At 61.8% G+C, this 12,767-nt stretch carries 13 protein-coding genes; 9 read left to right on the forward strand and 4 right to left on the reverse strand.

Features of this window, described 5'->3' with window-relative positions:
- The first annotated feature begins 60 nt into the window (after positions 1-60).
- Positions 61-1,620, forward strand: a complete 1,560-nt coding sequence (locus tag ECTOBSL9_RS10050; RefSeq protein WP_063464923.1) for a glutamate synthase-related protein — start codon at positions 61-63, stop codon at positions 1,618-1,620.
- Positions 1,621-1,638: 18 nt separating this feature from the next.
- Here the strand turns inward: ECTOBSL9_RS10050 and ECTOBSL9_RS10055 are convergent, their stop codons facing one another.
- Together ECTOBSL9_RS10055 and glgX are read right to left on the reverse strand one after the other, a co-directional pair.
- The gene (locus tag ECTOBSL9_RS10055) at positions 1,639-2,655 is read right to left on the reverse strand and encodes a DUF21 domain-containing protein (RefSeq protein WP_063464924.1); all 1,017 of its coding nucleotides are present in this window, start codon (positions 2,653-2,655) and stop codon (positions 1,639-1,641) included.
- A gap of 111 nt (positions 2,656-2,766) precedes the next feature.
- The gene (glgX, locus tag ECTOBSL9_RS10060; protein ID WP_063464925.1) at positions 2,767-4,914 is read right to left on the reverse strand and encodes a glycogen debranching protein GlgX; all 2,148 of its coding nucleotides are present in this window, start codon (positions 4,912-4,914) and stop codon (positions 2,767-2,769) included.
- Positions 4,915-5,201: 287 nt separating this feature from the next.
- On the opposite strand from glgX, the gene ECTOBSL9_RS10065 reads away from it, so the two are divergent.
- Positions 5,202-6,425 carry an MFS transporter gene (locus ECTOBSL9_RS10065; protein WP_063464926.1) on the forward strand — a complete coding sequence of 408 codons (1,224 nt, stop codon included), beginning with the start codon at positions 5,202-5,204 and terminating at the stop codon, positions 6,423-6,425.
- 27 nt (positions 6,426-6,452) lie between these two features.
- On the opposite strand, the gene thpR is transcribed toward ECTOBSL9_RS10065, so the two are convergent.
- Positions 6,453-6,959 carry an RNA 2',3'-cyclic phosphodiesterase gene (gene thpR / locus ECTOBSL9_RS10070; RefSeq protein WP_063466139.1) on the reverse strand — a complete coding sequence of 169 codons (507 nt, stop codon included), beginning with the start codon at positions 6,957-6,959 and terminating at the stop codon, positions 6,453-6,455.
- Positions 6,960-7,034: 75 nt separating this feature from the next.
- Positions 7,035-7,643: an NAD(P)H:quinone oxidoreductase gene (gene wrbA, locus ECTOBSL9_RS10075; protein ID WP_063464927.1), complete on the reverse strand. Its 609-nt coding sequence runs from the start codon at positions 7,641-7,643 to the stop codon at positions 7,035-7,037.
- A gap of 111 nt (positions 7,644-7,754) precedes the next feature.
- On the opposite strand from wrbA, the gene ECTOBSL9_RS10080 reads away from it, so the two are divergent.
- The 7 genes from ECTOBSL9_RS10080 (at position 7,755) to ECTOBSL9_RS10110 (ending at position 12,727) form a co-directional block, all read left to right on the forward strand.
- Positions 7,755-8,669 carry a LysR family transcriptional regulator gene (locus ECTOBSL9_RS10080; protein WP_063464928.1) on the forward strand — a complete coding sequence of 305 codons (915 nt, stop codon included), beginning with the start codon at positions 7,755-7,757 and terminating at the stop codon, positions 8,667-8,669.
- 53 nt (positions 8,670-8,722) lie between these two features.
- Entirely contained in the window at positions 8,723-9,016 is a 294-nt protein-coding gene (locus ECTOBSL9_RS10085; protein ID WP_063464929.1) for a BrnT family toxin, read from the forward strand.
- The gene (locus tag ECTOBSL9_RS10090; protein WP_063464930.1) at positions 9,009-9,218 is read left to right on the forward strand and encodes a BrnA antitoxin family protein; all 210 of its coding nucleotides are present in this window, start codon (positions 9,009-9,011) and stop codon (positions 9,216-9,218) included. Before ECTOBSL9_RS10085 ends, ECTOBSL9_RS10090 begins: the two co-directional genes overlap by 8 nt.
- A gap of 58 nt (positions 9,219-9,276) precedes the next feature.
- Positions 9,277-9,537 carry a tyrosine-type recombinase/integrase gene (locus ECTOBSL9_RS10095; protein WP_063464931.1) on the forward strand — a complete coding sequence of 87 codons (261 nt, stop codon included), beginning with the start codon at positions 9,277-9,279 and terminating at the stop codon, positions 9,535-9,537.
- Entirely contained in the window at positions 9,530-10,126 is a 597-nt protein-coding gene (locus ECTOBSL9_RS10100) for a transposase (RefSeq protein WP_063464932.1), read from the forward strand. Before ECTOBSL9_RS10095 ends, ECTOBSL9_RS10100 begins: the two co-directional genes overlap by 8 nt.
- A 449-nt stretch (positions 10,127-10,575) precedes the next feature.
- The gene (locus tag ECTOBSL9_RS10105) at positions 10,576-11,634 is read left to right on the forward strand and encodes an IS66 family transposase (RefSeq protein WP_082829865.1); all 1,059 of its coding nucleotides are present in this window, start codon (positions 10,576-10,578) and stop codon (positions 11,632-11,634) included.
- Between the two features lie 379 nt (positions 11,635-12,013).
- The gene (locus ECTOBSL9_RS10110) at positions 12,014-12,727 is read left to right on the forward strand and encodes a reverse transcriptase domain-containing protein (protein WP_168161508.1); all 714 of its coding nucleotides are present in this window, start codon (positions 12,014-12,016) and stop codon (positions 12,725-12,727) included.
- Positions 12,728-12,767: the final 40 nt, after the last annotated feature.

A 12,767-nucleotide genomic window follows, 5' to 3' on the forward strand; every position in this document is an offset into this window, starting at 1 on the left:
GTTTCGGTCGGGTTGGAATAAAGCTACCTGCAAATCCTGAGCTCACTGTTAGGGGGCGAGATGACGAAGCCAATAGTCGCGGCAGTAAAACCCGTAGGTGTCCCGCTCGAAAAGGACAAGGAGTATTACTTTTGTCACTGCGGGCGCTCCAGCGATCAACCCTTCTGCGATGGGTCGCACCGGGGGACCGGCATCGAGCCGATCGCGTTCAAGCCCCGCAAGGATGGTAAGAACTGGCTTTGCATGTGCAAGCAGTCGGGCGATCTTCCCTATTGCGACGGCACCCACGCACAGGTGCCGGAGAGCGCGGTGGGAGAGGGATTCGATGGTGTGAGCGATGACGCGGAAAAGGCCGGCGATGGTGCCGCTCCCGCGCCGCGCAACAGCGAGACGGAACCCCACGTAGAGTTCATCCATGCACTCGCGCGCGGCGGGCTGGAGGAGGTGGGTGCGATGGGGCCCACGGTCGCCATGGGCGTGCCGCGGGATCGCACGCCATCCTGGGATGACATCCAGATCCTCACCGCGCAGTTCGCGCGCCGCCCGCTTCCCAGCGATGTGGATGTGGATAGCACGCTGGTGATTGGGCCGGAGTCCCGGCGTCCGTTGCGTCTGGAGATGCCGCTGTTGGTCACGGACATGAGTTTTGGCTCGCTGTCCCGCGAGGCCAAGATCGCGCTGGCGCGAGGCGCCGAACAGGCAGGTACCGGAATCTGCTCTGGCGAAGGCGGGATGCTTCCGGAAGAGCAGGCCGAGAATTCGCGCTACCTCTTCGAACTGGGGCCGGCGCGTTATGGCTACTCCGAGGAGGTGCTCGAGAAGGTGCAGGCCTTCCACTTCAAGGGCGGCCAAGGCGCGAAGACCGGTGTCGGCGGCTTGTTGCCGGGTGCCAAGGTCTCAGAAGAGATCGCCAAGGTGCGCGGCATCAAGGCCGGCCAGGACGCGGCGTCTCCACCGGTGATCCCGGACCTGGAAACGCCGGCTGATTTCAGGCGATTTGCCGATTCAATCCGCGAACGAACCGGCGGCATTCCCATTGGCTTCAAGCTCTCCGCGAACCACATCGAACAGGACCTGGCCTTCGCGCTCGAAGCGGGCGCTGACTACGTGATCCTCGATGGCCGCGGGGGCGGCACCGGGGCCGCGCCGGCCCTGCTCAGGGATCACATCAGCGTGCCGACCATCCCGGCACTGGTGCGCGCACGGCGTTATCTGGATCTTCGCGGTGCGAGCGGAAAGGTCACCCTGATCATCACCGGTGGACTGCGTACACCGGCAGATTTCGTCAAGGCCCTGGCGCTTGGCGCCGATGGCATTGCGCTGGGCAATAGTGCCATTCAGGCGGTGGGCTGCGTGGGTGCGCGCATCTGCCACACCAACCGTTGCCCAACAGGCGTCGCGACTCAGGACCCGGAACTGCGCAAGCGTCTGGATCCGGAGGCGGGCAGCGCCGGACTCGCCCGCTTCCTCGGGGCCTCCCTGCAGTTGATGCAGGTGCTGGCCCGTGCCACTGGCCGGACACGCCTGGCGGACCTCGATCGGGATGACCTGATCACCTTCAATCGCGACCTGATGGAAATGGCCCACGTGCCCTACGTCGGCGACTCCAGCAACGGTTGATCCAGGCGTCCATTCAAGCTACCGATTGGATTTACCCGCGATGTTTCGTAACAAACGGCCCAGGATGTCGGTGCCGGTGAGCAATCTTGGTTGGTCTGTCCATGACAACACCACGTCGCCCTCGATAATGTCATCCCCTTTCGGCCCCGAATGCAGGCGGAACCGCGGGATCAGTTCACCGAGTTTCCGGGTGCCGCTGGTCACGATGATCGGGCGGTGGCAATGCCGTAGGGGGTTGAACTGCTCGGGAGCGAATATGGCCTCCCGCAGGAAGTCATTCACACTGAGGACCAGCCGCGGCCAGTCGTCGGAATCGACGATCACCACCCAGCTCTTGCCCGAACGATTAATTTGGCAGAGAAACGGATCCTTGGGGTCGGCGGTGATTTTCGGGAATACCGGCCTTGTTCCAATGAATTCGAGGCACAGCACACTCCCCGGATCCACCGGCTCGCCTTCGTCTCGTATCGGGACATCGTCCAGTTCCAGAAAATTCAGTGCACCCTGTCCTTCAACCCGGGCGATCTCGGACTCGGTGGTCTCCATATGGAGTTGGATCACCCGACGCAGATCACGCTCCGGAAAATAGCGAATGCTCTCACCACCCAGCCAGGCATCGAGTGCCAACGCGGTTGGCCGTGCCACCGGGTAGAGCAGCACCTGGTAAACCCGCAGCACCGGCGCCAGCAGCGACGCCATGCGCAATGCGTTGCGGGTGAAATAGGACTGCGGAATGATTTCCGCGAAGATCGTGATCACGATGGTGGAGAACAGGAAGGCGATCACACCGCTCATCACGGAGCCGGAAAGCAACGCCAGCAGCACGTTCACCCCGACATTGCCCCAGAGGATCGTCACCAGCGCGAAGTTTGCGTCCTCACGCAGCCCCAGCACGCGCTCTGACAGTTTATTGCCCTTGTGCGCCTCAACTTCGAGCTCGAGCTTGCTCAGCGAGAACAGCCCCAGGTTCAGGCCGGAGAGCATCGCCGACTGCGACAGGCAAAACAGGATTCCAACCCAGGTCAGCAGCGTCATTTTCTTGCCTCCGGCCACATCAACGCACGAACGAAATGTTTCAGATCGGCACCTGAAACCAGAGGGCAGGTGATCGATGCCCTTCGGCAGTGTCAGTCGAGGCTTGGGTGATTACTCGGCGGCCCGTCGCAGCAAAACCATGGCGCGAGCCTCCACGGTGAACGTGCCTCCGGCGTCATAGTGCCGATCCGCATCCACCCATCCCTGGGCAGTATCCAGCTCCACCCGCCAGCGTTTGCACCAGCTGGCCTCGGGCAGGCTGAATTCCAGGGGTTCGTGATGGGCGTTGAACGCCAGAAAGAAGCGATCATCGGCGACGCGCTCGCCTCCCAGGCCGGGGGAGGGCAGGGACTCACCATTGATGAATATGCCCAGAGATCTGGCATAGCCCTCTCCCCAGTGATCCTCTTCCATGCGTTCACCCTGGAGTGTGAACCAGGCAATATCTTCCACATCGTGGCCATGAATGGCCCGGCCCTCGAAAAAGCGTCGCCGATGGAACACCGGATGCTCATGTCGATAACGCACCAGGCGGCGGGTGAACTCCAGTAGTGACGTATCCACCTGTGACCAGTCATACCAGGAGAGTTCGTTGTCCTGGCAATAGACGTTGTTGTTGCCCCGTTGTGTGCGCCCCAGTTCATCTCCCCCCAGCAGCATGGGCACGCCCTGGGACAGCATCAGGGTGGTCAGGAAATTGCGTTGCTGCCGGGCTCGCAGGGCGTTCACCTGGGGGTCATCGCTGGGCCCTTCCTCGCCACAGTTCCAGGAGCGATTGTCATCGGCGCCGTCCTGGTTATCCTCGCCATTGTCCTGGTTGTGCTTGTGGTTGTAGGACACCAGATCCCGCAGGGTGAAACCATCGTGGGCGGTGACGAAGTTGATGCTGGCATGGGGTAGCCGGGAGGAGGACTCATACAGGTCGGGGCTGCCCGTCAACCGGTACGCGAATTCTCCCAGGGTTTGATCCTCGCCGCGCCAGAAATCCCGAACGGTGTCCCGGTACTGGCCATTCCACTCCGACCACAGCACCGGGAAGTTGCCCACCTGATAGCCGCCCTCGCCGATGTCCCAGGGCTCGGCGATGAGCTTTACCTGGCTGATGATGGGATCCTGCTGGATGATGTCGAAGAATGCCGAAAGTCGGTCCACTTCGTGCAGCTCCCGGGCCAGGGTTGAGGCCAGGTCGAAGCGAAAGCCGTCCACGTGCATCTCCTGCACCCAGTAGCGCAGCGAGTCCATGATCAGCTGCAGCACATGGGGATGGCGCATGTTCATGGAATTGCCGGTGCCCGTGTAGTCCATGTAATGACGGGGGTCGTCCGGCATCAGCCGGTAGTAGGCGGCGTTGTCCAGTCCCTTGAGGCTGAGCATGGGCCCCAGGTGGTTGCCTTCGCTGGTGTGGTTGTATACCACGTCCAGAATCACCTCCAGCCCCGCCTGGTGCAGCGACTTGACCATTCCCTTGAACTCCCGGAGCAGTTCATTGGGGTCGTCGCTGGCGCCATATTCGTTGTGGGGTGCCAGATAGCCGATGCTGCTGTAGCCCCAGTAATTGCGCAGGCCTTTCTCCTCCAGGTGCGCGTAATGGATGAACTGATGCACCGGCATCAGCTCCACCGCCGTGATGCCCAGGGACTTGAGATGCTCGATGGCGGCCGGATGGGCCAGGCCGGCATAGGTGCCGCGCAGCGCCTCGGGAATATCCGGATGGTGGATGGTGAAGCCTTTCACGTGGGTCTCGTAAATCACCGACTCATGCCAGGGAGTGAGGGGATGGCGGTCATCCTCCCAGTCGAAACGCGTGTCCACGACGACGGAATGGGGCACATGAGGGGCACTGTCCTGGTCGTTGAAACTGTTGTCGGGATCATCGAATCGGTAGGGGAACACGGCTTCGTCCCATTTCACCCGCCCGACCACCGCCTTGGCATAGGGGTCCAGCAGGAGTTTGTGGGGGTTGCAACGCTGCCCCTGATCCGGGTTCCATGGGCCATGCACGCGAAACCCATAGCGTTGCCCCGGCCCCACATCGGGCAGATAGCCGTGCCAGCACAGGGCAGAGACCTCCGTCAGATCAAAGGAGGCGGTCTGTTGTCCCTGCGCGTCGATCAGGCATAGCTCCACCCGTTCCGCCACCTCCGAGAACACCGAGAAGTTGGTGCCCTGACCGTCAAAGGTGGCGCCCAGGGGATAAGGCGCGCCGGGCAGGAGCCGGGTAGACCCATCATTGGGGGGCGTATCGGGGTTGGCCTTCATTGGAGCAACTCCTTGTGGGCAATCCGGCAGGGCGGGGAAGACCCACCGTACGGATGGGGTCCTGGTCGGGCGTCTCTGCCAGGGAGTATCCCGCGAAAGCCAAAACATGAGAATAGGGTTCCCTACTCACTTCGCGCCTCCGAGGGCAGGGCTGCCGGGCCCTGAGGATGGCAGGGCGGCCCCTGAGTGTCGGGTCACCTTGCCACGGGGGCAGGGTCAGTTCAAACCAGGGCTGTCCGGGGCTGGTGTAGGGCGCGCCCACCGGATCGGATACACTTCGCCTCCACATGACCCACTATCTTCGTTTTGTCGCCCTCCATTGGCGCTTTCTGCTCTTTGGCGTGCTGGCCGCCGCCCTCTCCGGATTCGGACAGACCTTCTACGTAGGGGTGTTTGGCGGCGAGTTGCGGGCGGCCTTCGATCTCACGCACGGCCAATACGGGCTGTTGTATTCCCTGGCCACACTGGGCAGCGGGATCCTGATGGTGTGGGCGGGGGCCTGGATCGATCGCATGTCCCTGCAGCAATTCGCTGTGCTGGTGGGTTTGGGCGTGGCCGCCGGGTCCGTGGTGATGGGCCTGGCGGCCTCTGCGGTGATGATCGGGGTGGGTTTCTTTCTGCTGCGACTCTTCGGGCAGGGGCTGTTCATGCACATGGCCTCTACCAGCATGGGCCGGCATTTTTCGGCCAATCGGGGCAAGGCGGTGAGCATCGCCTCCAAGGGCCTGCCCCTGGCCGAGGCAGTGATGCCCGCCGCCGGCGTGGCCTTGATCGCCCTGATCGGCTGGCGCCATACGTGGCTGGCCTCCGCGGTGGTGATGGTGGTGTTCTTCATCCCCTTGTTGCTGTGGCTGTTACATGGGCGGGGCGTTCGGGGCGAGAACACTTCGACAGGCGCGAATCCCACGCAAGCCCCTGGAGTGCCTGTGAGTCCCCGGCAATGGACCCGCAGCGAAGTGTTGCGGGACCTGCGCTTCTACCGGCTGCTGCCGGTGGTGCTGGCACCGCCCTTGATCGTGACCGCCATGATCTTTCACCTGGCCCATCTGGGTGAGGGCAAGGGATGGTCCATACAATGGCTGGCCACGACCTTCACCGGTTTTGCCCTGGCGCATGTGGTGGGGCTGCTGGTCTCCGGCGTGGTGCTGGATCGCTTTGGGGCGCGGCTGATGCTGCGGGTGTTCCTGTTGCCCATGCTGGCCGGACTGCTGGTGGTGGCATGGCTGGATCATCCGCTCTGGGCGTGGGTGTTCATGATCTGTCTGGGGGCATCCATCGGTGGTGCCGGTACGTTGCTGGGAGCGCTGTGGCCGGTGCTCTACGGCGTGGCACACCTGGGCGCCATCCGCGCCATGGTCCACTCGGCCATGATGATCTCCACCGCCATCATGCCGGTAACGGTAGGGCTGGCTCTGGATGCCTCTGCCACGATGGAGTCGGTGGCACTGGTGCTGTCGGGCTATATCCTGCTGGCCCTGGCCGTTTCCTGGGGCGCGCTGAACAGGTCATAAAACCTGCAACTGCGGGGGCGCGTGGTGTCACACAGGATAGCGTTGCACCACCTCGTAGCGCACGCCATCCGGGCCTGGCTTGGACACCACCAGACAGAAGCGGTCCACCGACCACCGGATAGGATGAATGGGCGCCCGTGCCACGGGGGCTTTCAGCTTGCGGGCCACGGTGACATGGGGACGGTATTCCCGCGCCTCCGGCTTGAAGCCGCAGGTTGTCAGGGCTGCGTTCAGATCCTGAGCCAGCCGCTCCAGGGGGGCTCGGGGGGCAACGTCCCCCAGCCACAACACTCCCGGTTTTCGGAAACACCCAAGCCCCGTGAGTTCGAACTCGAATGGCTGCATTTCCACCGTGCTTGCGGCCCGGGCCAGGCACTCGGCATAGGCCGCATCTGCATCACCAATGAAGGCCAGCGTGAGGTGCAGATTCTCGGGGGCGACCGGGCGCCCACCATGCCCCGCCGGCACGCGGGACTGGATTGCCTCCCGCAAGGGATCATCGGGCCACAGGGCGAAGAATAGTCGTTGGGTCATGCGGGTATTGTGCCTCAAGGAGAGCAGGACGGCCCCCGCATGCTGGGCCGCCCCCCCCATGGGGCCGGGCTCAGTTCAAACCGCGCCGCTGGTCATCCTCTGAGCGACCTGCGCCACGTGCTGACCCTGGAAGCGGGCGATGGCCAGCTCCTTGTCACTGGGCTGACGGCTGCCATCCGGGCCCGCCAGGGTGGCCGCGCCATAGGGGCTGCCGCCCCGGGTTTCGGAAATGTCGGTCAGTTCGGGGATCGCATAAGGCACGCCCACGATCACGAACCCCTGGTGCGCCAGGGTGTGCCAGAAGGAGGTGATGGTGGTCTCGGCGCCGCCGCCGGTGCCGGTGGAGGTGAACACGCTGCCCACCTTGCCCACCAGCTTGCCCTGGGCCCACAGGCCGCCGGTGCGGTCCAGAAAGCTGCGCATCTGCGAGGCCATGTTGCCGAATCGGGTGGGGGTGCCGAAGATCACGGCGTCGTAATCCGCCAGTTCCTCGGGCTGGGCAATGGGGGCTGCCTGATCCAGCTTGGCACCGGCGTTGCGGGCATCGTCTTCATTCATCAGTTCGGGCACGCGCTTGATGTCCACGGTGGCGCCGTCCACGCCGCGGGCACCCTCGGCGACTGCGTTGGCCATGGTCTCGATATGACCGTACATGGAGTAATACAAAACCAGAATCTTGCTCATTGTCCTGCCTCCGTGTGCAAAAAGAGCTTGCCGCCCCTGGATGGGGCTCGGGTTCCATTGGAATTCATGGCGGCAGGTTGATAAACCCCTCGGAACACATAAGATTGATGCATGAAACACATCGATCTGCCGGGTTTCGACCTCATCCGCGCCCTGCGCGTCTTTGTCACCGTGGTGGACGCCGGGGGATTCAGCGCCGCATCGGAGCGCCTGGGCCTGGCGCGCGGGCAACCGAGCCGTTATCTGAGCAAGCTGGAGGGCCATCTGGGTACGCGCCTCATGCAGCGCACCACCCGCCGCCACTCCCTCACCGAGGCCGGCAGCGCCTTCTACCCCCGCGCGGTGCAGATCCTGCAACTGGTGGATGAAGCCGAGCAGGATCTGGCCCTGGAGACCGACGCCGTGCGTGGCCGACTGCGTCTGAGCGCCCCGGTGAGTTTCGGCATCCGCCACCTGGCCCCGGCCCTGGCAGACTTCAAGCGGGCCTATCCCGCGGTCACGCTGGACGTGACCTTCAACGACCATCTGGTCAACCTGGTGGAAGAGGGGGTCGACCTGGCAGTGCGCATCACCTCATCCCTGGATCCCGCCCTGGTAGCACGCCCCCTGACCACCACCGACAAGGTCCTGTGCGCCGCCCCCGGCTACCTGAAGGCGAAGGGCGCACCGGACCACCCCCATGATCTCGTGGACCATGACTGCCTCGTGTACACAAACGAGCCCAGCAGCCAGGAATGGCGCTTCAGCCGGGGGCAGGAGGAAGTGGCCGTGCGGGTGGAAGGCTCCCTGCGCTCGGACAACGGCGAAATGCTGGTAGCCGCCGCTGAGGCGGAACTGGGCCTGGTGCTGGTGCCCCGATTCTTGGCTGCTGATGCGTTGGCACAGGGCAGACTGGTGACCTGTCTGGATGCCTGGCAGGCGCCGGCGCTGACGGTGTATGCCGTTTATGCGGATCGACGCTGGCTGCCACCAAGGGTTCGGGCGTTGATTGATTTTTTGGTGGGGCGGTTTGCTGGGGGAGTGTAGGGGGAATGGCTACGGGTCTTGACCGTGAACACAATGTAATGACAATGTAAGTCATGCGCCATCTTACCTTTGACTGGGATCCTCACAAGGACGCCGTCAACCGCAAGAAACATGGTGTTTCGTTTCAGGAGGCCAGGACGGCCTTTACCGATGAGTTTGCGCGTCTTATAGCCGACCCAGATCATACAGACGTGGAAGATCGGTTCATACTCCTCGGGGTGAGCATACAGTCTCGTTTGCTGGTGGTGTGCCATTGCGTCAGGGAAGGTGAGACCATTCGAATCATCTCTGCACGTAAAGCCAATAGGCGAGAACAAAAGGTTTATGAGGTATATAGACATGCGTGATGATTATGATTTCTCGGGGTCGGTTAAGAATCCGTACGCCAAGAAACTCAAGAAGCAGGTCACGATCCGGCTCGATGAAGACACGGTCCAATATTTCAAGAATCTTGCTGAGGAAAAGGGTCTGCCCTATCAGAGTCTTATTAACCTCTATCTGCGTGACTGTGCACAGTCACACAAAGAGCTAAAGATTGAGTGGCAGTGAATTGTTGACGACTGGTTGCTGATCGGGGGATACGTTCCAACCGCAGCATCACATTGGTGTGAGCTCTGCACAGCGCCTGTTTGCCAAGTGTCGTCGCCGTGCGGGGATCAACAAGTCGGTGGGCATTCACGGCCTGCGGCATGCGTATGCCACGCATCAGTTGGAGAATGGGCTGGCCGTACATGACCTGCAGCGGCTGTTGGGGCATAGCCATTTGCAGACCACGCTGCGGTATATCCACTGGACCCCCAGTGATCAACGCAGTTATTCCGGGCATGTGGATCTGATGGCGGCATTGCCGGAGGTTCGTCATGCCTGAGCCCGCAACGATGCAGGATATTCTCAATCGCTTCCTGGTCGCAAGTTTGAGGCAGGCGTCCGACAGGGGGGAGCTATCTCGGGTGACTCGCCCCGGGGAGGTCGACCGTCTGCTGGACGAACTGATGCAGGTCCCGTGGAACGTCTACACCAAGGCCTGCTTGAACCACAGCGCGACGGTGGTGGACTACCTGGGCCGTTACACCCACCGCATCGCCATCAGCAACCAGCGGGTTCTCGGATTGGATAACGGCGAGGTTCACTTCACCTACAAGGATTATCGGACCGATCAACGTAAGGTGATGGTACTGGCAGGAGAAGAGTTCGTGCGCCGGTTCTTGCAGCACATTCTACCCAAGGGCTTGATGCGCGTTCGCCATTACGGTTTCTTGGCCAACCGTTGCCGACGGCAAAAGCTTGAGCAAATCCGGGTGGCATTGCGGCAGGAGGGCGCGCAGAAGCCAGCGGCATCACCGAGTACGGCAGCGGCGCATTACCCCTGTCCACGGTGCCGTAGCGGCCAGTTGCGTGTGATTGCCGAAATCCCGCGGGGTGTCTTGTGCAATCAACTCAAGGAGCGACGATGCTAAGTGACTGAAACATGACTGATGATAAGCTGCCCTGACTGCGGCCCTGGTATGGGTCGCGCTTGAGTGCGGGTGACACATTGAAAGTGATCGTGAAATCGGGCTATGTTGAGCCTGAACAGGCCGCCGGGGATACCTCCGAAATAGATGAGATGTACTCAAAGGAGCCGGCGTAGGCCTCTCGCGCCGATCAGAGCGCTGCATGCCGCCTACTTGGCCTCTCGCCCTGAATACAATCCCCTATTTAGAGTATGTGCAGCACATGGCTTCGTCCAACAGACGTTTATCCGCCATGCTGCGCACAGCGGATAAACGCTTATATGTTATACGTAAACTAAATATCGAGGAGGATAAGTGATGGCAAAAATAATGTCCGTAGACGTTTTTGTAACTGTTCAGGCTCCCTGCCCGCAGTCTGCCCATTTTTCCCTCGATAGGCTATCCTGCCCTGTATGAAGCTCCAGCGCCCCACGCAAGCAGAACTCGACGGCATGACCCATGCGCAGAAGGATGCGCTGATCGTGCAGTTGTTCGATGCGCTGGAGACGCTCAGTGCCCGATTGGCCGAGTTGGAGAAGAAGGTCGAGAAGAACAGTCGCAACTCCAGCAAGCCTCCATCCTCGGACGGTCCACGCAAAGGTCCGGCCCAACCGCGGCAAAAGGGCCAAAGATCCAGTGGTGGCCAAAAAGGCCACAAAGGCGCGACCCGGCAGATGGTGGATAACCCGGATGCGGTGGAGGAACTGCTGCCCCAGGGTCGCTGTGCGTGTGGTTGCGATCTGGGCGTGTTGCCGGCCACGATGAAGGAACGTCGCCAGCAGATTGAAATTCCCGAGCCCCGGGCCATTTATACCGAATTCCGACGGATGCAAGTGGTGTGCGGCTGTGGCCGTCGCCATCTGGGCGAGTTTCCGGCGGGTGTGACGCCCAACATCAGCTATGGTCCGCGCCTGAAGGCCTATGCGATTGGCCTGAACCAGGGGCATTTTGTCGCCTTGCAGCGTACCAGTCAGATTCTGGGAGACCAGTATGGCGTGGCGCCCTCCGCAGGGACGTTGCAGAACTGGATTCTGGGGATGGCCGATGGCCTGGAGGCGACCTATCAGGCGGCCGGTGACCAGATCCGTCAGGCCGCCGTGGCCCATTTCGATGAGAGCGGGCTGCGGGTGCAGGGTCGACTGCACTGGCTCCACGTGGCCGCCACGACCGAGGCGGTGTACTACACGGCCCACACCAAGCGGGGGCATGAGGCCATGGATGAGGCCGGTATTCTTCCCCACTTCAAAGGGGTGGCGGTGCATGATCACTGGGCTCCCTACTGGCGCTACAAGGACTGCGAGCATGTGCTGTGCAATGCCCATCATCTTCGAGAATTGAACTACAGCGATGAACTCACCGTGGAAAGGCGCGTTCTCTCAGTGGGTGAAATTCCCACGCGGCAACTATCGCTCCAGCCGGTAGCAATCGGAGCGGCTGTGGAGGTAACGAAGCAGTCGAAGCCTCTGATGTAAAGGGTCATTATGTGACTCCGCGAGCATGCAGGCCGAACTAGTAGTGAACGCTGAGCAGGCCTCGAAAAGGGTAATGCGGAAGCTGATCCGCCTTTGATTCGGGGAAGGCCGCTGCTGTTGGGGAAGCGAGCGATACGAACACCCAGCAGTTCCGCCGGGGTAATGGCGACGGCATGTATGCACATGGGAGGACGACGCAACACGGGAAGCCCCTGGCGGTGATACGACGTGCGTATCAACCGGCGATCCGCGAGGGTCAGGCCGGGCTGTCTGGGGTGGCGGGAGGCCCGTAGTACCGGTGAGGCCGGGTAATGCCGGCGGAGGGAAGGGGCCTCAGTTCGAGGGCAGTGTTGAGCGAAGTGAGGTCGAGGAGACTGGTGTGAGCCTACAAGCTCCTGAAAAGGTACGGCCGCTATCACCGTTGCTCGCCAACCTGTTCCTGCACTATGCGCTGGATCACTGGTTGGCCGCGCATCATCCGGAGATCGAGTTTTGTCGCTACGCCGATGATGGCATCTTGCACTGTCGCAGCGAGGCCAAGGCACTTCAGATGCGCGAGCATCTGTCGTCTCGGCTGCAAAGCTGCGGTCTTGAACTCCACCCGGACAAGACCCGGGTGGTCTACTGCAAGGACAGCAAGCGCCCGGGAACGTATCCGGTTATTCAGTTTGACTTCCTTGGCTACACGTTCAGGCCGCGGCGGATCGGGTTACGCGATGGCACGCTGAAGACGGGCTTTGCTCCGGCGGTGAGCCGGACGGCCCTGAAAGCGATGCGTCAACGATTGCGTGACAGTGGGGTGTTCCGGTACAGCCACCATGATCTTCAAGCACTGGCTGACTGGACGGCACCTCGCCTGCGTGGATGGATGCGGTACTACTGCCGCTATCGGGGTTCGGAGTTCCAGACCCTGGCCGACTATGTTGACTTCCTGATCGTTCGCTGGGCAATGCGGAAATACAAGCGCCCGCGAGGGCATAAAACTCGCGCTTACGCATGGCTGGATCGACAGAAGCGTCGCTCCCCATCGCTGTTTGCTCACTGGAGCGGCCGAGGGGGCAGTTCCCTCGGCCGACTCGATCGTCTGGTTTGATAGAGTATTTAAAACACCCTGGGGGCGAGAGAGGAGCGCC

It is taken from the genome of Ectothiorhodospira sp. BSL-9, from assembly GCF_001632845.1.
Lineage (GTDB): Bacteria > Pseudomonadota > Gammaproteobacteria > Ectothiorhodospirales > Ectothiorhodospiraceae > Ectothiorhodospira.